Origin of the sequence: Algoriphagus sp. 4150 (assembly GCF_031457395.1) — a bacterium.
In the GTDB taxonomy this organism is placed as follows: Bacteria; Bacteroidota; Bacteroidia; order Cytophagales; family Cyclobacteriaceae; genus Algoriphagus.
Genome location: NZ_JAVDWS010000003.1, coordinates 321,645 through 344,501 on the forward strand (window position 1 = coordinate 321,645; position 22,857 = coordinate 344,501).

Genomic DNA, 22,857 nt, shown 5'->3' on the forward strand with positions numbered 1-22,857 from the left:
CTTGATTAAACATGAAGGGCCGGTTGGAATACACCGCCCTTTTTGAATTTTATAAGATGAAAAAAATACTTTTACTCATTATATGGTTTTCCCTAGCCATAAGCGAATCATTCGCACAGGAAGCTCCCAAGAAGGTGGTGTTTATCATATTGGATGGTATAGCTTATGATGTGATCAAAGAGGTGAATACTCCAAATATTGACCGTATAGCGTCTGCCGGTGGCTTTTCAAGAGCCTATGTGGGAGGAGAAAAGGGAGGCTATTCGGAAACACCAACGATCTCTGCTGTAGGCTACAACAGTTTGTTGACAGGAACATGGGTGAACAAGCACAATGTATTTGGAAACAATATCAGAAGACCCAATTACAACTATTGGACAATTTTCAGGTACTTGAGAGAAGCTAGACCTAATGCGAAGCTGGCAGTTTTTTCAACATGGCTTGACAACAGGACTAAACTTATTGGAGAAGCACTTGAGGCCACAGGAAATATCACAATTGATTATGCCTTTGATGGGTTTGAATTGGACACCATGGCCTTTCCACACGACGAAAAGAAGGATTATATTTCCAAAATCGATGAGCATGTTTCCCAAGAAACTGCCAGATACATAATGAGCGAAGGTCCCGACCTCAGTTGGGTGTACCTTGAGTATCCGGATGATATGGGGCATCAATATGGAGACAGTCCACAATTGGTAAATGCAGTCCAAAATGCAGACAGACAGGCCGGTTTGATTTATGACGCAGTATTGAGCAGAATAGAAATGGGTGAAGACTGGTTGATTGTCGTCACCACAGACCATGGCAGACAACCCACTACCGGGCTTCACCACGGGGGACAATCTGATAGGGAAAGGGATATCTGGCTAGCGACAAATGCCCAAAACCTGAATTCATATTTCCATGAAGAGACGGTTGCGATTACAGATATATTGCCCACGATGATCAGACACCTTGAAATCCCGGTTCCGGAGCAAAACCTAAATGAAATTGATGGAGTTCCATTGACTGGTTCAATATCGGTTTTCAATCCTGATGTAAGGAGAGAAGATGGAAAAATTCTGTTTTCATGGAAATTCATAGGAGGTGAAGACGAAAAAATTGAAATTTGGTTTTCAAAGAACAATAAGTTCAGAACAACCGGCAATGCTGATGAATATAAGCTTTTGGCCACTGTGGATGGAACCCAAAAACATTGGTCAGTCAGTGCTTCCGGATTTGACTCTCCACAAATGAAAATTGTCTTTAAGGGAAAACACAATACTGTGAATAAATGGCTTGTAAAGCCAAAAAAGGATAAATGGGAATAGAGCAGTAAAAGGCATGAGTCAATTTCTAATCAGAAAAGTATCGCATACATTATCTTATAAAATAATTGAATGTACGTAAAACACCTGCCCTGAAAGTAAATGAATCACTTAAAAATTTGCTCAGGTAGAGCCACTTTAACCATTAAACTAAATTTGGCTGTTAATCTAAAATGAAATGATCGTGTTATTCGAGTGATTAATAGCATTTGGTTTTTTGAGTTTATTTTCGGTAAGTTTGAAGCTTTGAAGCATGGAATCATCTGATTAGCATATTTAAATTAACTTTTAAGACGGGGAATATTCTTTATTCTCCTAAAAATCTATTGTTAGAATTTAAATATGTTTTATAATGAAAAATTTCTTCGAGAGTCCTTTTAAGGGTGAAATTATTAAGGATCACATAACAAACCCCAATATAGTTGTAGGAAAATATTCTTACTATTCAGGTTATTATCATGGACATTCATTTGATGATTGTGCACGTTATTTGTTTCCTGACAGAGGTGATGTGGATAAACTTATCATTGGTTCTTATTGCTCCATTGGTAGTGGCGCTAGTTTTATTATGGCTGGAAATCAAGGCCATAGACATGACTGGATATCAAGCTTTCCCTTTTTTTACATGCCAGAAGTTGAAAGTTTTAAAAAGGGGCAAGATGGTTTTAAAAAATCTGCAGATACAATAATTGGGAATGATGTCTGGATTGGTAGTGAAGCTATGATAATGCCGGGAATTACTATTGGTGACGGGGCTGTGATTGGGAGTCGAGCTTTGGTAACAAAGGATGTTGAGCCTTATTCAATTATGGGTGGAAATCCGGCTAAGGTTCTAAAAAAACGGTTTCCAGAGGATGAAATTCAAAAATTGCTAGAGATCAAGTGGTGGGAATGGGACGAAAAAATACTTTCAGAAGCTATTCCGATTCTGTGTTCTAGTAATATTAGCTTACTATATGAATTTTATCTAAAAACCCAATAAGCCTTTTCAATCCTACTATTTGATGCTACCAAAAAATGACAAAATTCACTTAAAAATCTAATCGGATTCATTAGTAAACCCCACTCCAATTACCTGAAAATACTCCTATGCCTTTGACTCGTAATAAATGAACTTAGAGTTGTGGACATTTCAGCATATGATTCCGTTTTTAGATTAGAACCAAAAAAGCCGACTCTCGCCGGCTTTTTCAATTCTTTATAAATCTTTGATTTAATCAAACATTCTCACTCTTCACTGAAGCGGAGAAGTACTCTCTGTTCATCCTTGCGATATTCGTCAGACTGATACCCTTTGGACATTCTGCTTCGCAGGCACCTGTGTTGGTACAGGCACCAAAACCTTCTTCATCCATCTGAGCCACCATCTTCTCTGCTCTGGTCATTCTTTCGACTTGACCTTGAGGGAGCATGGCTAGCTGAGAGATTTTCGCAGAGGTGAATAGCATCGCAGAGGCATTTTTACAAGCCGCCACACAAGCTCCACAGCCTATGCAAGTAGCCGAGTCAAAGGCTTCATCAGCAATTCTCTTAGGAATGGGAATTTCATTTGCATCAGGTACACCTCCGGTGTTCACAGACACATAACCGCCCGCTTGGATGATTCTGTCAAATGAAGCGCGGTCTACCACCAGATCTTTTATCACTGGAAAAGCTGCTGCTCTCCAAGGCTCGATTGTAATGGTATCTCCATCAGAGAACGAACGCATGTGAAGTTGGCAAGTGGTAGTCTGCTTAGGACCGTGTGGATGTCCATTAATATAAAGTGAGCACATACCACAGATACCTTCACGGCAATCATGGTCAAAGTGCACGGGATCCTCGCCTTTCTCTGCAAGTTCCTCATTCAAGACATCCATCATCTCTAGGAATGACATGTCAGCGGAAATTCCATCAATAGGATAGGTGACAAAACCGCCCTTATCGCCGGCGTTTTTTTGTCTCCATATTTTTAATGTCAGTTTCATACTAGTATAGTTATGAATTAAGTCTTGAAATTATTTGTAAGATCTCTGTGTCAGCTTCACGTTTTCGAAAACCAACGGCTCTTTGTGTAATGTCTCAGGTGCATTTTCTGCCATAAACTCCCAAGCTGCCACATATGCAAAGTTCTCGTCATCTCTAAGCGCCTCACCTTCCGGTGTCTGGGATTCTAACCTAAAGTGTCCGCCACATGACTCACTCCTGTTCAGTGCATCATCCACCATCAATTCGCCAAGCTCCAGAAAATCAGCTACACGACTGGCTTTTTCCAGTGTCTGATTCAATTCTTCATTGGCTCCAAGCACTTTCACATCAGCCCAGAATTCTTTTCTAAGCTCCTGGATCATGCCTTTTGCCTTTTTCAAACCCTCCTCGCTTCTTGCCATACCACAATAATTCCACATAATATGTCCCAGCTTCTTATGGAAATGATCAACTGTCTTTTTACCATTGATACTCAAAAGCTTTTGGATGGCATCCTTCACTCCTTTTTCAGCTTTCGCAAATTCAGGATGGTTTATATCCACAGGACTTGGTCCTATCTGGGCCAAATAATCCCCTATTGTGTAAGGAACTACAAAGTAGCCATCTGCCAATCCCTGCATCAAGGCAGAAGCACCCAATCTGTTTGCTCCGTGATCTGAGAAGTTGGCTTCGCCGAGTGAATAGAGTCCCGGCACAGTAGTCATCAAATTATAATCAACCCAAAGTCCCCCCATTGTATAGTGAACAGCAGGATAAATCATCATGGGAGACTGATAAGGATTCTCACCGGTGATCTGCTGATACATGTCAAACAAGTTGCCATATCTTGCACGGATAGCAGCTTCGCTGTCACGGTTGATAGCATCCCGGAAATCAAGGAATACCGCCTCTCCGGTTTCATTTACCCCACGCCCTTCGTCACATACATCTTTGGCATTTCTGGAAGCCACATCCCGTGGTACCAGGTTACCGAAAGAAGGATACTTTCTCTCCAAGTAATAATCTCTTTCCTCTTCCTTGATATCTTTAGCCTTGATTTCTCCTTTTCGAAGCTTCTCAGCCATCTCTTTGGTTTTCGGTACCCATACACGTCCATCATTTCTCAGTGATTCGGACATCAAGGTCAACTTGGACTGATGATCACCCGACACTGGAATACAGGTAGGGTGGATCTGCGTGTAGCAAGGGTTCGCGAAGTATGCACCTTTCTTATGTGCTCTCCATGCTGCAGTCACATTGGATCCCATCGCATTGGTGGATAGGAAAAACACATTTCCGTAACCGCCTGTGCAAAGTAGTACTGCATGGGCAGCGTGGGTTTCGATGGCACCAGTGATCAGGTTTCTGGTCACAATACCTCTTGCGTGGCCGTCGATAGTGACTACATCCATCATTTCTGTACGTGGATAAAGCTTCACTTTGCCATTGGCTACCTGGCGACTGAGTGCAGAGTAAGCTCCCAAAAGCAATTGCTGCCCCGTTTGACCCCTTGCGTAGAAGGTTCTGGATACCTGCGCGCCACCAAATGAGCGGTTGGCAAGCAATCCGCCGTATTCTCTGGCGAAAGGAACTCCCTGCGCCACGCACTGGTCAATGATATTTACAGAAACTTCCGCCAGTCGATACACATTCGATTCACGGGAACGGTAATCACCGCCCTTGATGGTATCGTAGAAAAGTCTAAAAACGGAATCACCGTCATTTTGGTAATTTTTCGCAGCATTGATACCGCCTTGCGCAGCGATAGAGTGCGCACGACGCGGACTATCCTGAAAGCAGAATGCTTTCACTTTATAACCAAGTTCTGCAAGTGAGGCAGCGGCAGAAGCTCCGGCAAGCCCGGTTCCCACTACAATCACCTCGTATTTTCTCTTGTTTGCCGGATTTACCAGCTTACTGTTAAACTTATGCTTAGTCCACTTTTCGGCCAATGGGCCGACTGGGGATTTGGAATCTAGTATCATAGGTGACTATTGATTAGCTCTGTGATGTAAAATAGATGTAAACAGGCATGCTGGCGAATAGAATCGGTACCAGAATGCAATAGATTTTTCCGATCACGAGAATGGCTGGAGAGTATTTCTTATGGTTCAGACCCAGAGTCTGAAATGCACTGGCAAATCCATGAGAAAGGTGAAATGCCAAGAATGCCATTGCCACTACATAGCCTATGACCATCAGTTCATTTTGAAAAGTAAAAGAGACTATACTGAATAAATCTTTGTACTCTTCACCATCGTAGTTCACTACAGGAAGATCTCCCCAATGCATCTGAGCCCAAAAGGTCTGCATATGAACCACAATGAATATAAAAATGATTGTTCCCAAGATCCCCATATTTCGGGAAGAAAAGGTAGTAGATGGAGGAGTAGACACTCCATAACCAATAGGACGTGCTGTCTTGTTTCTCTTGGTAAGCCAAATAGAAAAGATGACATGACCTATGATCGAAATATAAGTCACATAAGAAAGAAGTTTTACCGCCGGATTGGTGGTCATAAACTTGGCATAAATATTAAATGCCTCACCTCCATCGTCCTTAAACAACAGTAAATTACCCGAAACGTGGCCTATCAAAAACAGGATCAGGAAAAGTCCGGTCAGCGCCATGATCAATTTCCTGCCTATTGTGCTACTCAAGGTTTTTGTAACCCAGCTCATACAATTTTTGCGATTAGATTAAAACGAAATCTTTGATTATTACTGCCAAATTTACACGCGGTAGAACTAGCAAACAATCCATTCAAAAACACTTGCCTTATTTTAATCGGTTCTAAATAAAAACCACGCCAGTTGCCCAAAAGAGCAGATTAACCGTTTGAGCAGATTTAATGTTTGATTTTGCGGAGATTTTCTACTTACTTCCATTTATTTCGTATAGGAAGAAAATGTATGTTAAAAACCTTAAAAGAGGATAAATTCGTACATTCTATTTCTCCCAACAAATGAACTTGACCAATATGAAGCTGAAAATTACCCTTGGACTTTTTCTAATCTTTCTGGTTGCCGGGATTTCTGAAGCTTGGGCCACACACATTAGAGCAGGTGAAATTGTCGCTGAGCGGGTTTCTGTTCAAAATCTGACTTACAAAATCACTGTAGTAGGCTATACAGATACCCGGTCAAGCGTGGTCTTCGGACCTGGTGAAATCAACTTTGGCGATGGCAGAATAGTAGAAGGACTAAATACAGAAAGTGATTTTTCTTTAGTGACTGATCTGGGGAACCAAATCGAAAGAAATGAATTCGTCATTACGCACACCTTCCAAGGGCCCGGCACCTATACCATCCGCTTTCAGGAATTCAATCGAAATGATAGAACACTGAATATGGATAATTCTGTGGACACTCCTTTTTATGTAGAAACTACCATTACCATTGATCCTTTTTTCGGCGTAAACAACTCCCCGGTATTGACCATACCTCCCGTAGACAATGGCGCGGTCAATGTAAGATATATCCATAACCCGGGTGCTTATGATCCTGATGGAGATAGTCTTGCATATGCAATGGACGTCCCTAAGCAACAGTTCCAACGACCGGTCAACAACTATAGAAGTCCTGCTTCTTCTGAATTCAGTTTCAGAAAGGAAGACGGAAGCACACCGGCTACCCTGACTTTAGACCCTATCACGGGAGATTTGGTTTGGGATGCTCCCGGCACCGCGGGACAGTTTAATGTGGCATTTCGAATTAATGAGTATCGAAAACTTAATGGAGAATGGATACTCATTGGCAGCGTGGTGCGCGACATGCAGATCATTATAGAAAATTCGAATAACAGACGACCCGAATTAATTTTGCCTCCTGACCTCTGCGTAGTAGCAGGCACCAAAATAGAAGAAATCATTCAAGGCCAGGATCCGGATGGTGATCCTATCAAAATAGAAGTATTTGGAGAGCCTATTGAAATAACAAGTTCTCCTGCTACTTATTCTCCTAAGGGTGATTTCCAGCCAAGTCCAGGCATAGTCAATTTTGACTGGCAGACAGTCTGTAACCATGTCCGGGCAAGGGAATATGAAGTACGGGTAAGGATTACGGACCAACCCCGCTCGGGTCCCGCTTTGGTAGACATCAAGACTTGGAGAATTAAAGTAATGGGGCCTCCGCCTGTTTTTGATGAGATAGAACAAATGACGGGCAGGTCAGTGGAATTAAAATGGGATCCATATGTATGTGCCAATTCCGCTAATGAAATGCAAATCTGGAGAAGAATTAATTCTGATCCTTATGAGCCGGACAGCTGCGAAACGGGTATCCGTGCAGGCTATGAATTGATGGGAACTACCAATATGCAAACCCGGAACTTCATCGATACGAATGGAGGAGACGGCTTAGCTCCCGGAAATACTTATTGCTACAGACTGGTGGCCGCCTATCCTGAGCCTAGACTCGGCGAAAGCATAGTCTCTGAAGAGATTTGTGTTACCATAGATGTGGATGTGCCTATCATCACCAATGTAAGTGTAGAAGAAACTGATCCTTCAGCCGGAGAGATTTTCATTAAATGGACACCTCCATACGACATAGACAAGGTGCAGTATCCAGGACCTTACACATATGAATTGCTGAGAAGCACGGGTTTCACAGGTAACGCCAGTCAAGTTTCCCTAGGGGTGACATCAGACACTCTTTTCAATGATACCGGGCTGAACACCGAAAATGTCGTGTATAATTATGAAGTAGTTTTGCTGGATAGAAATACCAAAATTGACACTTCTTCCAAAGCCTCCTCAGTCTGGACAAATCCCACTATAATTAATGAAGCCATTGAATTGAACTGGGAATTCACTGTTCCCTGGAACAACGCTGTAAGCGAATACAGACATGAAGTCTATAGAAACAAGACAGATGCCGCTGCTGAAGATGAAGATAATTTTGAGAAAATAGCAGAAGTCAATGTGACTACAGAAGGATTCACCTATTTGGACGATGGCAGTTTTAATGGGGCACCACTCCAAAAAGAGATAGAATACTGCTACTATGTGATTACCAAGGGCTCTTACAACGTAGCGGGACTTGTGTATCCACTGGAAAACAAATCTCAAATCATATGCGCCAAGCCTGATGACAACCGCTTGCCATGCCCTCCTGTATTGACATTCGAAGGCCCTGAATGCGCTGCATATGTAGCTGAATTACCGTGTAACAACACCAACTATGAGCATGATCTAAGTTGGACACCTGATGTATCAGGAGAATGCGATGATGAACTTTCCGGGTACAGGCTATACTACACTCCTGATGGCGAAGAAAGTCAATTTGAATTGATCTCAGAGCTTTCTTCCTTAAATCTCGCCACCACCATCCGTAATCTGACCACCTACAAAGGCTGCTATTACATTACCGCCGTCGACAGATCCGGCAATGAATCCGACCCGAGTAATATCGTCTGTGTAGACAACTGCCCTAGCTACAATCTGCCCAATGCGTTTACTCCAAATGGTGATGGGATCAACGAGACCTTTATGGCCTTTGACAATCCATTCGTTCAGTGTCCGCGGTTTGTTATTGGAGTTAACATCTTTATCGTAAATCGATGGGGAGTGGAGGTATTCTCATACAATAGCCTAAAAACTTCCGAAAATGACATCTACATCCGATGGGACGGAAAAGACAAAAATGGCAACGAGTTGCCGGCTGGCACTTACTATTATTCCGGTACTGTATTATATGATGTACTCGATCCTTCGCGAAAGGAACAAAATTTAAAAGGAACGATTCAGCTACTTAGATGACTCAACCCAAATCCATCATTTTCTTTGATGGGGTTTGCAACCTCTGTAATACTTCCATTGATTTTGTGATCCAAAGAGATAAAAATGATCACTTCTTAGTGGGAGCATTACAAGAGGATTTGAGCAGGGAAATCCTCTCCAGATTTGAAGTTAGAGAAGATTACCTAGATTCGCTTGTACTTTTGGAGAAGGGAAAGATCTATTACAAAAGCACTGCTGCGCTTAAAATCGCCAGAAATCTCACGGGCCTATGGCCAGCACTGTACATTTTGATTTTACTTCCGAAGTTCCTTAGAGATCCTATCTACAATTGGATAGGAAGTAACCGCTACCGCTGGTTTGGCAAGAAAAGCACCTGCCGCCTCCCTACTCCGGCCGAAAAAGCAAAATTTCTTTCCGCAGACACACTTTTCCAAACAGGACTCAAACTAGCTCACTGATTTCTTAAGTGCAGGCTGACTTTGGGAAAAGGCTTATATTTGTTCCGAACAAAAAACACTAGTTAATGAAGGCATTTGTTTTTCCGGGCCAAGGCGCCCAGTTCCCAGGAATGGGAAAAGCACTATATGAAGAAAATCACCTAGCAAAAGAATTATTTGAGCGGGCTAATGAAATTCTGGGGTTCCGTATCACAGATATTATGTTTGAGGGAACGGCTGAGGAACTGAAGCAAACAAATGTAACGCAGCCCGCTGTATTTCTTCATTCTGTGATCTTGGCAAAAACAACACCTGATTTTGCTCCGGATATGGTCGCCGGCCACTCTTTGGGCGAGCTTTCAGCCTTAGTCGCCAACGGCACCCTTACTTTTGAAGATGGTCTTAAGCTGGTATATCAGCGAGCACTTGCCATGCAGGAAGCCTGCGAAATCAATCCATCTACCATGGCCGCAATCTTGGGACTGGCAGATGATAAGGTAGAAGAAATCTGCGCCGAAATCACAGATGAAGTAGTGGTCCCGGCAAATTATAACTGCCCGGGTCAGTTGGTAATTTCAGGCTCCAACAGAGGAATTGATATTGCCTGCGAAAAAATGAAAGAAGCAGGTGCCAAGCGTGCATTGCCGCTTCCTGTAGGAGGAGCTTTTCACTCTCCTCTGATGGAACCTGCACGCGAGAAATTACAGACAGCAATCGAGGCAACAACTTTCTATACCCCTAGCTGCCCGGTTTATCAAAATGTAAGCACCACCGCAGTGACGGATGTAGCGGAAATCAAAGCCAATTTGATCGCACAACTCACTGCTCCCGTAAAATGGACTCAATCCGTGCAAAACATGGTGGCTGATGGAGCCACAGAATTTGTAGAATGCGGACCTGGGAAAGTCCTCCAAGGTCTGGTCAAAAAAATCCATCCTGAAGCTGAAGTTTCAGGTCTTTAACCACGGAAGTCCACTAAGATTTCACAGAGAAGCACAGAGAAATTAGTGTATAAGCTTGGTTCAAATCTTCATGATTTGAACCAAGCTTTTTTATTTCGACAGACATGAGGAGAAGCAGCAGGGCAGAAAATCACTTAACATTTCCACACCCTCACCTCACTCCTATCTTCACATTCCATCAGCATCTGTCGATTGGTTTTCCCCGTCACCGGATGAACATAATCAGGTAAAATCTCTACCAAAGGAACCAGAACAAACTTTCTCCCGGCCAAAAAAGGATGGGGAATCTGAAGTTGCGGGGTATCAATTACGCTGTCTCCAAAATAAATAATATCAATATCCATCGTGCGATCTCCCCAATGTTCATTCCTTTTTCTCCCAAGATCTGCTTCGGTTTGCTGGATAAAAGCCAAGATCTCGGAGGGAGAGCAGGCAGTTTTGATTTCGACCACCTGATTTAAAAAAGCCCCTTTAGCCACTCCTCCCCAAGCTTCTGTTTCATAAATCTTGGACTTGTGCGTCACTTCTCCCAATTCCATAACAGATTTCAATGCAGAATTTAGCAGTGAAATTCTATCCCCTTTATTTCCTCCCAATATCAATACTGCTTTCTCAAACATTCTCTGTGTATAATTGCTTTTGTAAACATGCCCCAAATTAGGTTATTTTGGGCTTCAAATAATTTGGCTTATGAAATTCTTGGGAAATGTGCTGGCGGTAATCGTCGGGCTTTTTGTTTTCAGTATACTGGGTGTGCTTCTTATGCTTGGCTTGATCGGTATGCTAGCCGCTACGGGAAACAAAGAAGTGACCGTAAGTGAGAATACCGTATTGCACCTGAATCTAAACGGCAGAACACTCGTGGAGCGCACATCAGAGAATGATTTGGATCTTTCCATGTTTGGAAGCCCATTCGGTCAGGAGTTAAATGCCGGGCTAATCAATCTTAAAAGAGCAATTGCCGAGGCAAAAACTAATGACAACATCAAAGGAATCTACCTGAACACAGGCTTGGTGATGGCAGGACAAGCGAGTTTGCTTGAGCTTCGCGAAGCATTAGTGGACTTCAAGACTTCGGGGAAATTCATTGTGGCATACGACGAAGCCTATACTGAAGGAGGTTATTTTGTCGCTTCGGTGGCAGACGAGATATATCTTAATCCTTTGGGAGGAATTGATTTTAACGGATTTTCATCCGAAGGGATATTCTTCAAAGGGCTTTTCGAAAAAATAGGAGTGAAACCTGAAATCTTCCGAGTTGGGGAGTTCAAATCCGCAGTTGAACCTTTCATTCTAGAGAAAAATAGTCCGGAAGCAAGATTACAGACACAGTCATTTTTGGATGACATGAACAGCTTTGCGCTGCATAGTGTGTCGGAATCAAGGGGAATTGCCTACGACAGCTTGAAGAAAATCAACAACTTGATGTTGGTCCGCAAGCCTCAAGATGCGGTGACATACGGCTTAGCTACGGATTTACTCTATTTTGACCAAGTGCTTTCCAAACTAAAAGAAAAAGTTGGAATCGATGAAGATGATGACATTAAGACAATTAATGCAACAGACCTAACCAAAGCAGCAAAATCCAAAAACATTACCTCTTCTAATCGGATTGCAGTGATTATAGCAGAGGGTGAGATCATGGGCGGAAAAGCTGAGGGTGTGATCAGTTCCGAAAAGTTTGCCAAAGAAATCCGCAAAGCCCGTAAAGATGACAATATCAAAGCAATCGTCCTTCGTGTGAACTCACCGGGAGGATCTGTGGTAGCTTCTGAGGTTATCTGGAGAGAAATGGCTGAAGCCAAAAAGGCTAAGCCCCTGTACGTATCCATGGGTGAAGTGGCAGCATCTGGAGGGTATTACATCTCTGCACCTGCAGATACTATCGTAGCACAGCCTAATACCATTACAGGATCTATAGGCATATTCGGAATGATGTTCAATGCTCAGGAATTGCTGAATGACAAGCTTGGCATTACCACTGATGTAGTGAAAACAGGAGAATTGTCCGACTTTATGAATCCTACCAGACCCATGACTGATGTGGAGCGATCCATAATTCAAAACATCATAGAGGATGGTTATGAAACGTTCATCTCACGCGTGTCCGAGGGAAGGGGAATGTCCACTGAAGCGGTAAAGGAAGTAGCATCGGGCAGAGTCTGGACGGGAAATCAAGCTAAAGAAAGAGGTTTGGTAGATGTCTTGGGAGGGTTGAATACGACTATTGAACTCGCAGCGGCCAGAATCGGTGCGACAGACGATTATCGGGTGATTTATTATCCAACCGTGAAATCATGGTTTGAGACTTTAATGGAAGATTTGGGAGAAAATGTCCAAATCAAGCTACTCAAAAGTGAGTTGGGGTCAAATTATACGATTTACAAGCAAGTAGAGAAACTAAAATCCTACGAAGGCATTCAGGTACGAATGCCTCAGGATATTATCATAAAATAGGGAAAGAAGCTGCCTCATAACTCATAATTGTCACATTGAGCAGTTTGCCTCGCTGTGGCGGGAAGTCGAAATGGGCTTAATTAGCGCATAAAAGGCTTCGACTTCGCTACCATTGACGGAATTCAAAAAAGCGTGCAAATGTTGTGTCAGTCCGAGCGGAGTCGAGGACCCTTCGATTTCGAGACTCTCGTCTCTCAAGTGCTCAGGGTGACCCAACTTTATTTCTACATCACTTTCCGTCATTATTCATTTGTAAATCTTAAATTTTTCTTACTCAGCCTGACAAGAAAACCTACTTTTGAGACAGCCTCTTTTCTACAAATGCTCTTTCAATTAGGAAGGCACGAAGGTTTTCCCGTAGAGACCACAGCTTAGGAATAATTTTCTACCCAAGTCGAATTTGTCAGGACTACCATCAAACAATGTACAGCCTCATATTATTTGACTGCTAGCTGATCACTGCGACTGAACACTTTATACGTTTGTCAAACTCCTTGAAGCAAGATCAACCACGCCCGTTCCACATCATCTTCATCCAGTGCTTCCTTGGCCAGCAAATGCAAATGATCAATCAGCGAGTCAGGATCATTTTGAAAGCGGATCTTCATTTCTTGAATCTCCGGGCTTTGCCCAAACTCAGCAACCACAGCATCACTCGGAAATGCGGCCACATTACCCAGTCTCCCCAAGTTATTCCCGCTTAAAATCGTGCTGTTCCTCACCCCTTCGGGAATCCGGTCTATCCCCATGCCCATTGTACGCAATGGCTTAGGAATCTGAAAAAGAGATGATCCACTGGCACGGCTATACCAATCCCCTCCCAATCTGGCTACAGCATCCAGCTTCCTAGGATCGATCACTCCCGCTTCATCCAAAATTCCTTCATTTACATGGGCCACCAGCACCTCACAAATCACTAAGTTTCCCGCTCCTCCACTTTCTCCCAACGGCTTCACTTCAGTGACCTTGCACTCAAATGCAACATGTGCTTCTTTAATTCTCGGGGGCTTCACCTCTCTTGATGCTATTGCCGTAAAACCGGCTTTCTCAAATTCGTTCACGCCTTTTTCATACTCCGTACTCGCCAGTGACATCTGCTCCACCATACCAAAGTGCACTATATGAATTACTGCTTCAGGAACCTCCAAGACATTTTCCAGTGTATGCTTGGTCGTATTATCACGCATTCGTCTCAGTGGAGAAAATATTAATATTGGAGGCTGGGAACTTACCAGATTGAAAAAACTGAAGGGGCTCAGATTTACACTTCCATTACCATCAATCGTACTTACAAATGCAATCGGTCTCGGAGCCACTGCTCCTTGCAGCAACCCATAAAATTCAAGCGTAGAGAGGTCTTTGGGATAGAAGGTTTTCATTTGATGAAATTATGATTCATTTTTAGATTCTTAAACCATTTTTCAAGAATAAGTTCTGAAATCATGATTAGAATCCTTAGAAGTATCTTAAAAACTAGCGTGTTTCTCATTGCTATAACGATAGGGACAAATGCCCTTTCCATAGCGCAAACACACAATTTCGCCACATTCAATATCCGCTATGCAAATCAAAATGACATAGGAAATCTATGGGAAGACCGACTTCCTCAGGTAACCAGTCTGCTCCGGTTTCACAAGATCGAACTGGTTGGTGTACAAGAAGCCTTGAATAATCAGCTGCTGGATGTAAGTACTGAACTTGGGTATTCGTTTATTGGGGTTGGGCGTGATGATGGCACCGAAAAAGGTGAATATGCTGCAATTCTATACGATCCTAAGAAGTTTGTGATTCTTGATGAAGGGACTTTCTGGCTTTCACCCACTCCCGAAAAGCCAAGTAAAGGCTGGGATGCTTCGCTGAACAGGATCTGCACCTGGGGCAAATTCAAAGATAACGACGAAAAAATCTTCTACGTATTCAATGTACACTACGATCACATCGGTCAGGAAGCACGTGAGGAAAGCAGCAAATTGGTAATGGCCCAAGTGTCCAAAATAAACAAAGAAAATGCACCTGCCCTACTTATGGGAGACTTCAACATCACTCCTGAGAACGGCGCATATACCACCATCACCGACAATCCGGAGTGGCAAGATGCCAGAATGATCTCTGAGATTCCAGCTTATGGCCCGGCAGGTTCTTTTACAGGTTTTGACTGGGAGAGAATGCCTGACGGCATCATAGATCATGTATTTGTAAAAGGGAATATAAAGGTAATCCGACATGGAATACTCACAGACAATTACGGTAAGAAATACCCTTCCGATCATTTTCCCGTGCTGGTAGAAATAAAGTGGAAGTAACCACACTGTAAAGCGAGGGCGTGAAAATCCATTCATGCCTTTGCTTTTTTATAAATATTCATTTGGAGGCCCACTCGTAGGCCTAGGGGTTTTGGGTTTGATTTTATTGTGTTTTTTAGCGAGATAGGTTTCCCATTTAGCGTATTGCCTGCCACTCAAAAATCCCGACATCCAATTACCCAGTTCCAATTCCAGCGCTTGGATTGGGGGGCTGTATTGTTTTACCTGCTCAGTATATTCTTTCACCACAGCAAAGACTTGATCAAAGTTGTTTCTATCATCTATCTCTGCCACTTTTATCCAATATGAGCTTTCAATTGCCGCCAACTGTGTTATATTTTCTTGATATATGCTATCCGTCTTGGTCACATACCAAGAAACGATACGGTCTAACTTACGGTATTCCGAAGATTGGTTTTTGAGATGTAAGCGTTTAGCGAGCTCTTCGAGATCGAAATCAATGATTCCCAACATATTTTTGACCGGCAAATCGAAGAAACCGGATACTTTTCCCTCTTTTATTTCTTGGGAATAAGAGGTGTTAACTACAAATATGAATAGCAGTATTAAGTTTATTTTCATATGTTTATATTTTGTTTTAAGAGGTCAGATAGCCTGTCCCGTGATGGAGGAAACGGGATCAGCCTCGATTTCATGGCATCACTCAAATTTTCTGCGGAAAAACCAAGTATCACCAAAGGTGAAATTGAGGGTAATTGTATTAAGGGATTCTTTGGAAATGATATTGACCTCTCCCATATTTCTGTATTTATAACCAATAGCCAACCTGCTGGATCTGTTGAGTGGAATACCTATAGCAGAACTTACTTCATAAGCAGAAACTTTGGCTCCTTCCATCCTAATGGAGCCGGTATCGTAATTGGCTCCAAGCGAGAAACTCATCTGTTTGATGAATTCTGAGTCGAAATAACCGGGGATAAATTCAGCCCCTACACTATATAGTTGATTTGCTATGCTGTAATTATTGTCTCCCGCAGCAAATCCATAGAGAACGTCCGCTCCAATGGTCCAGGATTTATTCTGGAAAGAAAGCCCCGAGCGAACAGTATTTCCAAGCTGTGAACTCAATTCAACTTCTTCAGCCTCATAAATTACTTCCTGCCCTACGTGATTTTCCACCCGAGAAGTCCCCATCCCGGTGAGCTTGGAATACCACTGGCCAGATGCCCCGAAGGTGAGGTTATGCTTTTCATTTTGTAGTAAATTGACCTGAATACCGGCTTCCGATCCTACACCGGTATATGAATTATTCCTGTCGTATAGAAATCCTGCCGCATATTGATCTAGGTAAATGGATTCCTTTTGGAAACTCCCAAAGAGAAACGAAGGTCTAATACCTACAGAAATCCGCTGCCCCAGATTAGTAGCATAGTTGAGATATGCTTTATTGATATTTCCCCAGCCCTTCACTATCCGTGTGTATTTATCTGCCATTCCTTCAAAGTAATAAGTATCGGAATAGCTGTAATCTTGGATAGTAACCGGCATTAATCCCAGTGAAACTGTGGATTTCGGAGAAAATCGAAACCACATACTGAAATAATTGAGATTGGAAAAATTGTTTGAAACAGTCTCATTTCCTGTAGTGATTTTTTGCTGGTTGTAGGACACATCTACGTCTACAATAAAAGTATGCGAAAGACCAATACTCGTTTGCGAAGCAGGATTGATGGTGTTCAAAAAATAAGGCGATCTTACCCCTGCCCCCACTCCACCGAGACGCTTGGCAAGCCCATAATTATCATAGGTAGGCAAGCCTAAACCGATGGTAGAATATAATGACCCATGACCACGCTGTGCTACGCTCTGTGTCACGGACATAAGCCAACAGCAAATCAGCAAGCCTGAAAAATATTTAATCATCTCTGAGTTTTTGTATGCAAACTATGCACAACAACTGGAGGCAGATGAGAATCTAGAGGAACGGCCAATTTTCATAGATCAAAGTATAATTTAACCAGACGTATAAGCATGCTCGTCCAAACTCACATCAGCTCATTTGGTAGATAGGATATAGCCTTTCCTCTAGACAATATGCACGTTGTTCTACTTTCTCACCATGTGCAAGGCAGGTGCGATAGCTTTGGAACAAAAAATAAAATGAAGTCCGGAATTGCTTTCAGCTTGCTGGTTTTAATCCTAAGCTCCTGCTATGAAAATAGCTTTCTGGAGGAAATACCCGAAATAGATCTCGAAGATGATTTTTCCATCCGAAAAATTGAATTTACTGACATCTCCTATGCCAGCTATTTTCAAGACAGCATGGTTACCAGCACGCAGGAGACTTTCCTGTTGGGAAACAATACGAATCCTTACCGGGGAACGGTCAAAGCAAGTCCATATTTCGAATTTGAAGTGAGCAGCGGTGTCACAGGATTTGATCATGACACCCTATTGGATTCTATTGTATTTGTTTTAAAGATAGATGCCTCACACTTCGACACCTTGCCTGAGTTTGACCTTAACATCTATCAGCTCTCACAGCGCTTGGAATATCAAAACGATGACGATGTGTTTTATGACTTTGAGACCTTCGGCGCTTATAGCAATCCGCTGGTCACCACCAAAATCCAATACCTTCCCTCTAGGGATTCGATCAGAATCACTCTACCGATAGAATTTGGGATGGAGCTATTTGAGAAAGCAAAAGGCTCAGACAAAATTTTTGATAGCAACGAGGATTTCCTAGACTATTTTCCGGGATTCATGCTGGAAGTCACTGGTCAAAGTCCTCTTATGCTAGTATCCAAAGACTCCTACATCGTGCTCTATCACAAAGCTCCTTTAGAGCTTAGAGAAGACAATGAGGAATACAAGATCCCCATTGGCCAATATTCTTTAGGATATACACACCTGAAGATTGATCGATCAAATACCCCTTTCTCAGCAGCTCAAAAGTATGTCACTCTGCCTTCTGATGAGAGTCAGGGCCTTGTTCTTGCCGATGATCTTGGATTTGGCGGAATACGGATTGATCTGGGTGATCTAACCTTTATAGGAGATGTACCTTATGACTATTACATCCCGGAAGCTTACCTCTACATGCCTGTCAAAAAAGACACCTATGACGGCAAACTCAATCCGCCTCTCCATGAATTCGATGTATATGTGATGGATAAAAACAATAATATCCAATCCTATCTTACTCAGGCTACTTTGACATCTTTTGATGAGATTTTCCAAGAAGCTACCTACTTCAAAATTCCCATCAGAGACTTTGTTGCTAATCAGATCTCCGGTAGTCGGCAGACTGACGGGCTTTGGCTCGATGTTCCTTCCTCCACTTCATTCAATATGGGCTATTTGGTGGTAGGCGAAAACAATACCCAATACAAATCAAAATTAGAAATCACAATTATCCCTTTAAACTAAGATTATGAAAAAAGTAAACCGGCTTTTATCAACTCTGGCAGCATTGATTATGCTAGTCTCACTCTTTTCTTGCCAAGACTCAGATGATACACCTACAGAAGGCAACTGGGTCAGAAAATCCTACTTCGAAGGTAGCAATCGCTCAAATGCTTCCTCTTTTACCGTGGGAAGTCGCTATTTCGTAGTAGGCGGCTATACAGGCAATGAATATGTACGTGATCTCTGGGAATATGATGCTTTATTAGATGCCTGGACAAGAAAAGCTGATTTCCCCGGAACCGCCAGATCCAATGCTGTTGCTTTTGCCATAGATTCCAAAGGTTATTATGGTACAGGCTACGATGGAAGAAACAGACTGGATGATTTTTGGTCCTATGACCCTAACTCTGATACATGGACTGAGGTCAGCTCTTTTCCAGGGACAGCACGATACGGCGCAGTGGGGTTTGAACTGGCAGGAAAGGGTTATATAGGTACCGGATTTGATGGAAGCGAGCAGAAGGATTTCTGGCAATACCGGCCTGAAACAGACACCTGGGCTTCCTTTATCAGCATGGGTGGTGCAAAACGTTCCAATGCATTTGTATTTACAATCAATGATGTAGCCTACATCGGTGGCGGTGTCAATAATGGCAGGTATGAATATGATTTTTGGGCTTTGGATGGCAGCTCCCAAACATGGACTCAAAAGAAAGACTTGGATGAAGATGATAAGTATACCATCGCCAGAAGTGAAGGAGTAGGATTCAGTATAGGTGCACTGGGATATATCACTACCGGCTCGGTAGGATCATTGACCAATACCACTTGGCAATACAACCCGAATCTGGATGTATGGAATGACAAAACGGCCTTTGAAGGAACAGCCAGAACGGGGGCTTCTGTTCTTTCTGATGGCAACAGAGCTTTCGTCTTACTCGGAAGAAGTTCCGCTTTGCGATTTGATGACATTTGGGAATTCCTCCCATTTGAAGAATCAAATGATGACGATTAAACCTAGTCTGAAGGTTTAATTTTTCTTAAAACTATTCGACATGTTGCTATCGAAAGACCTGACTCAGTTTCATTTGCAACTTGATTCAACTCCCAAATACATGGAAAAAAGGAAACTATTGAAAGGGATCGTACACCTCCTGATTATAGGTGTGCTATTGTCCCAATCAATCCCCTCTTTCACCAGACCAACCCCAGGAGGTAATGTGATCAATATCAGTCTGACTAATATCAATCTGGTACTTTTTTACATTCTTAACATTGCAATATTAATACCTAAGTTCATTGAGAAACGCTCTTATCGTAAGTACTTTGTGAGCGTTCTTATTCTATTGCTAGCCTCCCTTAGTATTCACCACTTGATTGATTATTACCTTTGGGGTCCTGATCAGATGATCCGTATAAGGAGGCATCAGTTTGACGAAATAGAAATAGAATCCTTCCCTAAGCCGCAAGGTTTCCTACTTCCACTCACCCCCTTTTTCTTCCGGACCATATCATTCACTTTCCGATATTTCCTGCTTTTAGGACTGGGCACAGCATTCGAAGTGCTACTTCTTTTCGACAACGAGCGTACCAGAAATGATGAGATGGAAAAGCAAAAAGCTATTGGGGAACTTAATTTCCTGAAAACTCAACTAAACCCACATTTTCTCCTAAATGCTTTGAACAACATCTATGCTCTGGCCCGGAAAAAATCTGAAGACACGACAAACGCTATTTTGCTACTTTCGGATATTCTGAGGCATGTCCTCTATGAAGCAGGCAAAAGTAAAATCCCTATCAAACAGGAAGTAGAGTTCATCCACAATTACATCAAAATGGAGAAGTTGAAATTCACTGAAGAAAATGCGCCGAATATAAATTTCAATGTCAAAATAAGAAACGTAAACTTACTTATCGAGCCCCTTATTCTGATGACTTTGGTAGAGAATGCCTTTAAGCATGGAGTCAGTTATTTAACTCCTTCATTTATTCTTATTTCGCTGGAAGAAAATGAGCGTGAATTAAAGTTCTCCGTAATCAACAGCATGCCTAAGAAGTTTGAAGCCCATGCAGAAAAAAGACATGTGGGACTGGGAATCAAAAATCTGGAAAACCAGATGGAGCTGATCTATCCCGGAAAGTATTCTTTCAGACAAAAAAGGGGAAACAATCTATTCAAAAGCTTTCTGACTATCAAAAAATGAACTACAAGTGTATAGTTATCGATGATGAAGCGCTCGCTGTAGATGTTGTAGAAGATTACATTAGCAAATTTCCAAATTTGGAACTAATAGGCACCTTCGATTCTCCTCTGAAGGCGATGAATACGATTTTGACACAGTCTGTGGACTTGCTATTCTTGGATATCAACATGCCTGATATCAATGGAATTTCATTTTATGAAAATCTGCCTGTGAAACCTAAAGTGATTTTCACCACAGCATATAGTGATTTTGCCGTGAAGGGATTTGAAATCAATGCCATTGACTATCTCGTAAAGCCTTTCAGTTTCGAGAGGTTTTTCATGGCTGTAAATAAGCTTATGGCAGCAGGAATAAATATGCCTATTTCCCAAATTTCTTCATCAAATTTCACCTTGAATGATTCGCAGGATTACATCTTTGTGAAATCTGAATATTCCTCCATCAAAATCAACCTGAAAGACATTGTGGTTTTGGAAAGCTACAAAGACTACGTCAAAATTCACTTGCTGAACGAATCAAAACCTATTTTAACCTTGAGCAGCATAAAACACTACGAAACTTCCCTCTTCTCAAAAGGCTTCGTCAGAGTACATAAGCGACACATTATCTCCATAGACAAAATCGAAAATATCAGTAGAAACCGGGTGAAGATGAAGACCAAGGAAGAGTTCATTATAATCGGTGCCAGCTACAAGGAATTTTTCTATGAATTGGTCGTGAATAAAAATCTGTAGCAGAAAATTTAGAAAAGATTCTTCAACTAAAAAAGGCTGGCAAATACGATATTTGCCAGCCTTTTTCTTAGTTCTAATGACTATTCATCAAGGCACCAATGCAGCAACTCCAGGAAGCACTTTGCCTTCCATATGCTCTAGCAATGCTCCGCCACCTGTGGACACAAAGGATACATCATCAGTATATCCAAACTTATTGACAGCCGCAGCCGAATCCCCACCGCCGATCAGAGAGAATGCGCCTGCCTTGGTAGCAGCTACTACTGCTTCCGCAATAGCTTTTGTTCCTTTGTCGAAAGAAGACATTTCGAATACCCCCATTGGGCCATTCCAAAGTATTGTCTTGGATTTCATAATTTCGGCTGCAAAAAGCTCGCAGGTTTTAGGTCCGATATCCAAGCCCATCCAGCCGTCAGGAATTTCACCTTTATTGGCCATTCCTTGCTCTGCATCATTTGCAAAAGCTTTTGAGATCACTGTATCTACAGGAAGAACCAAATTCACTCCTTTTGCTTTGGCAGTTTCCATCAGTTCCAGAACGAAATCAAGTTTATCCTCTTCCAAAAGAGAATCACCGATTGTTCCTCCTTGGGCTTTGGCGAAAGTATAAGACATCCCTCCACCGATAATCAATGTATCGACTTTGTTAAGCAGTTGCTCAATAATCAAAATCTTATCTGCGATCTTAGCTCCACCCATGATAGCTGTGTAAGGTCTTTCGGCGTTGCCAAGAACTTTATCTGCATTTTTCAATTCAGAAAGCATCAAGTAACCACAAACCTTATCATTGAAAAACTGTGCAATCACGGCTGTAGAAGCATGCGCTCTATGAGCTGTTCCGAAAGCGTCATTCACATAGACGTCTCCAAGTTTAGAAAGCTTTTCGGCAAAGTCCTTATCTCCTTTTTCTTCTTCCTTGTGAAATCTTAGGTTTTCAAGAAGCAACACTTCACCCGGCTTCAAGCCTTCAGCAAGCATCTCCGCTTCTTTGCCTATACAGTCTTGAGCAAATTTCACAGGTCTCCCAAGTGCTTTCTCAAGTGCTACTACAATATTTTTAAGAGAGAACTTATCTTCCGGGCCACCTTTAGGACGACCCAAATGGGACATTAAGATAGCAGATCCGCCATCTTTCAAGATTTTATTGATAGTCGGCAGAGCCGCCTGAATTCTGGTATCGTCAGTTACATTCAATTGATCATCTAAAGGGACGTTGAAATCAACTCGGACTAGGGCCTTTTTCCCCTCAAAACTGAGGTTATCTACATTTTTGATTCTAGGATTCATAAGCAAGGTTAATAGCTATTGATAATATTGATTGATAAAAATCTGGGTGAATTTATCAAAGATTATGGCAAAAATCGACTTTTGGGGATGATCAATTTGC

Annotated in this window: 19 protein-coding genes; 11 read left to right on the forward strand and 8 right to left on the reverse strand. The window is 42.2% G+C overall.

The window, feature by feature from the left end; genetic code table 11:
* The first annotated feature begins 56 nt into the window (after positions 1-56).
* Positions 57-1,313, forward strand: a complete 1,257-nt coding sequence (locus J2X69_RS07540; protein ID WP_310100917.1) for an alkaline phosphatase family protein — start codon at positions 57-59, stop codon at positions 1,311-1,313.
* A 349-nt stretch (positions 1,314-1,662) separates the two neighbouring features.
* Positions 1,663-2,292 (forward strand): type B chloramphenicol O-acetyltransferase, encoded by a 630-nt coding sequence (gene catB / locus J2X69_RS07545; protein WP_310100921.1) that lies wholly within the window; start codon positions 1,663-1,665, stop codon positions 2,290-2,292.
* Between the two features lie 235 nt (positions 2,293-2,527).
* Here the strand turns inward: catB and J2X69_RS07550 are convergent, their stop codons facing one another.
* The 3 genes from J2X69_RS07550 to J2X69_RS07560 are packed head-to-tail and all read right to left on the reverse strand — an operon-like array spanning position 2,528 to position 5,939.
* Positions 2,528-3,277: a succinate dehydrogenase/fumarate reductase iron-sulfur subunit gene (locus J2X69_RS07550; RefSeq protein WP_310100924.1), complete on the reverse strand. Its 750-nt coding sequence runs from the start codon at positions 3,275-3,277 to the stop codon at positions 2,528-2,530.
* Between the two features lie 30 nt (positions 3,278-3,307).
* On the reverse strand, positions 3,308-5,242 hold the full coding sequence (locus J2X69_RS07555) for a fumarate reductase/succinate dehydrogenase flavoprotein subunit (RefSeq protein WP_310100927.1): 1,935 nt from the start codon (positions 5,240-5,242) through the stop codon (positions 3,308-3,310).
* Between the two features lie 13 nt (positions 5,243-5,255).
* A complete protein-coding gene (locus J2X69_RS07560) occupies positions 5,256-5,939 on the reverse strand; it encodes a succinate dehydrogenase cytochrome b subunit (RefSeq protein ID WP_310100930.1) in 684 nt (227 codons plus the stop codon).
* Between the two features lie 299 nt (positions 5,940-6,238).
* On the opposite strand from J2X69_RS07560, the gene J2X69_RS07565 reads away from it, so the two are divergent.
* The 3 genes from J2X69_RS07565 to fabD all read left to right on the forward strand — a co-directional run bounded on the left by J2X69_RS07565 (position 6,239) and on the right by fabD (position 10,400).
* Positions 6,239-9,019 carry a gliding motility-associated C-terminal domain-containing protein gene (locus J2X69_RS07565; protein WP_310100934.1) on the forward strand — a complete coding sequence of 927 codons (2,781 nt, stop codon included), beginning with the start codon at positions 6,239-6,241 and terminating at the stop codon, positions 9,017-9,019.
* Positions 9,016-9,459: a DCC1-like thiol-disulfide oxidoreductase family protein gene (locus J2X69_RS07570; RefSeq protein WP_310100937.1), complete on the forward strand. Its 444-nt coding sequence runs from the start codon at positions 9,016-9,018 to the stop codon at positions 9,457-9,459. Before J2X69_RS07565 ends, J2X69_RS07570 begins: the two co-directional genes overlap by 4 nt.
* 65 nt (positions 9,460-9,524) lie before the next feature.
* Positions 9,525-10,400: an ACP S-malonyltransferase gene (gene fabD / locus J2X69_RS07575; RefSeq protein ID WP_310100940.1), complete on the forward strand. Its 876-nt coding sequence runs from the start codon at positions 9,525-9,527 to the stop codon at positions 10,398-10,400.
* Between the two features lie 134 nt (positions 10,401-10,534).
* On the opposite strand, the gene folK is transcribed toward fabD, so the two are convergent.
* Positions 10,535-11,020, reverse strand: coding sequence for a 2-amino-4-hydroxy-6-hydroxymethyldihydropteridine diphosphokinase (folK, locus tag J2X69_RS07580; RefSeq protein WP_310100943.1), 486 nt, complete (start codon positions 11,018-11,020; stop codon positions 10,535-10,537).
* A 70-nt stretch (positions 11,021-11,090) separates the two neighbouring features.
* On the opposite strand from folK, the gene sppA reads away from it, so the two are divergent.
* On the forward strand, positions 11,091-12,857 hold the full coding sequence (sppA, locus tag J2X69_RS07585) for a signal peptide peptidase SppA (RefSeq protein ID WP_310100946.1): 1,767 nt from the start codon (positions 11,091-11,093) through the stop codon (positions 12,855-12,857).
* 485 nt (positions 12,858-13,342) lie between these two features.
* Here the strand turns inward: sppA and J2X69_RS07590 are convergent, their stop codons facing one another.
* On the reverse strand, positions 13,343-14,236 hold the full coding sequence (locus tag J2X69_RS07590; protein ID WP_310100949.1) for a flavin reductase family protein: 894 nt from the start codon (positions 14,234-14,236) through the stop codon (positions 13,343-13,345).
* Between the two features lie 63 nt (positions 14,237-14,299).
* Here J2X69_RS07590 and J2X69_RS07595 point away from each other — a divergent pair, with 63 nt between their 5' ends.
* Positions 14,300-15,160, forward strand: coding sequence for an endonuclease/exonuclease/phosphatase family protein (locus J2X69_RS07595; protein ID WP_310100953.1), 861 nt, complete (start codon positions 14,300-14,302; stop codon positions 15,158-15,160).
* A gap of 48 nt (positions 15,161-15,208) precedes the next feature.
* Here J2X69_RS07595 and J2X69_RS07600 read toward each other — a convergent pair whose 3' ends face one another.
* Positions 15,209-15,742: a hypothetical protein gene (locus tag J2X69_RS07600; RefSeq protein WP_310100957.1), complete on the reverse strand. Its 534-nt coding sequence runs from the start codon at positions 15,740-15,742 to the stop codon at positions 15,209-15,211.
* 78 nt (positions 15,743-15,820) lie between these two features.
* Positions 15,821-17,044 (reverse strand): hypothetical protein, encoded by a 1,224-nt coding sequence (locus J2X69_RS07605; RefSeq protein WP_310100960.1) that lies wholly within the window; start codon positions 17,042-17,044, stop codon positions 15,821-15,823.
* Positions 17,045-17,281: 237 nt separating this feature from the next.
* Between J2X69_RS07605 and J2X69_RS07610 the strand changes: the two genes are divergently transcribed.
* From J2X69_RS07610 to J2X69_RS07625, 4 genes are all read left to right on the forward strand, one after another.
* The gene (locus J2X69_RS07610) at positions 17,282-18,553 is read left to right on the forward strand and encodes a DUF4270 family protein (protein ID WP_310100962.1); all 1,272 of its coding nucleotides are present in this window, start codon (positions 17,282-17,284) and stop codon (positions 18,551-18,553) included.
* Between the two features lie 4 nt (positions 18,554-18,557).
* Positions 18,558-19,547 (forward strand): kelch repeat-containing protein, encoded by a 990-nt coding sequence (locus tag J2X69_RS07615; RefSeq protein ID WP_310100965.1) that lies wholly within the window; start codon positions 18,558-18,560, stop codon positions 19,545-19,547.
* 100 nt (positions 19,548-19,647) lie between these two features.
* Positions 19,648-20,736: a sensor histidine kinase gene (locus tag J2X69_RS07620; RefSeq protein ID WP_310100968.1), complete on the forward strand. Its 1,089-nt coding sequence runs from the start codon at positions 19,648-19,650 to the stop codon at positions 20,734-20,736.
* Positions 20,733-21,470: a DNA-binding response regulator gene (locus J2X69_RS07625; protein WP_310100971.1), complete on the forward strand. Its 738-nt coding sequence runs from the start codon at positions 20,733-20,735 to the stop codon at positions 21,468-21,470. The genes J2X69_RS07620 and J2X69_RS07625 overlap by 4 nt, the downstream gene beginning before the upstream one ends.
* 87 nt (positions 21,471-21,557) lie before the next feature.
* On the opposite strand, the gene J2X69_RS07630 is transcribed toward J2X69_RS07625, so the two are convergent.
* The gene (locus J2X69_RS07630; RefSeq protein ID WP_310100975.1) at positions 21,558-22,757 is read right to left on the reverse strand and encodes a phosphoglycerate kinase; all 1,200 of its coding nucleotides are present in this window, start codon (positions 22,755-22,757) and stop codon (positions 21,558-21,560) included.
* Positions 22,758-22,857: the final 100 nt, after the last annotated feature.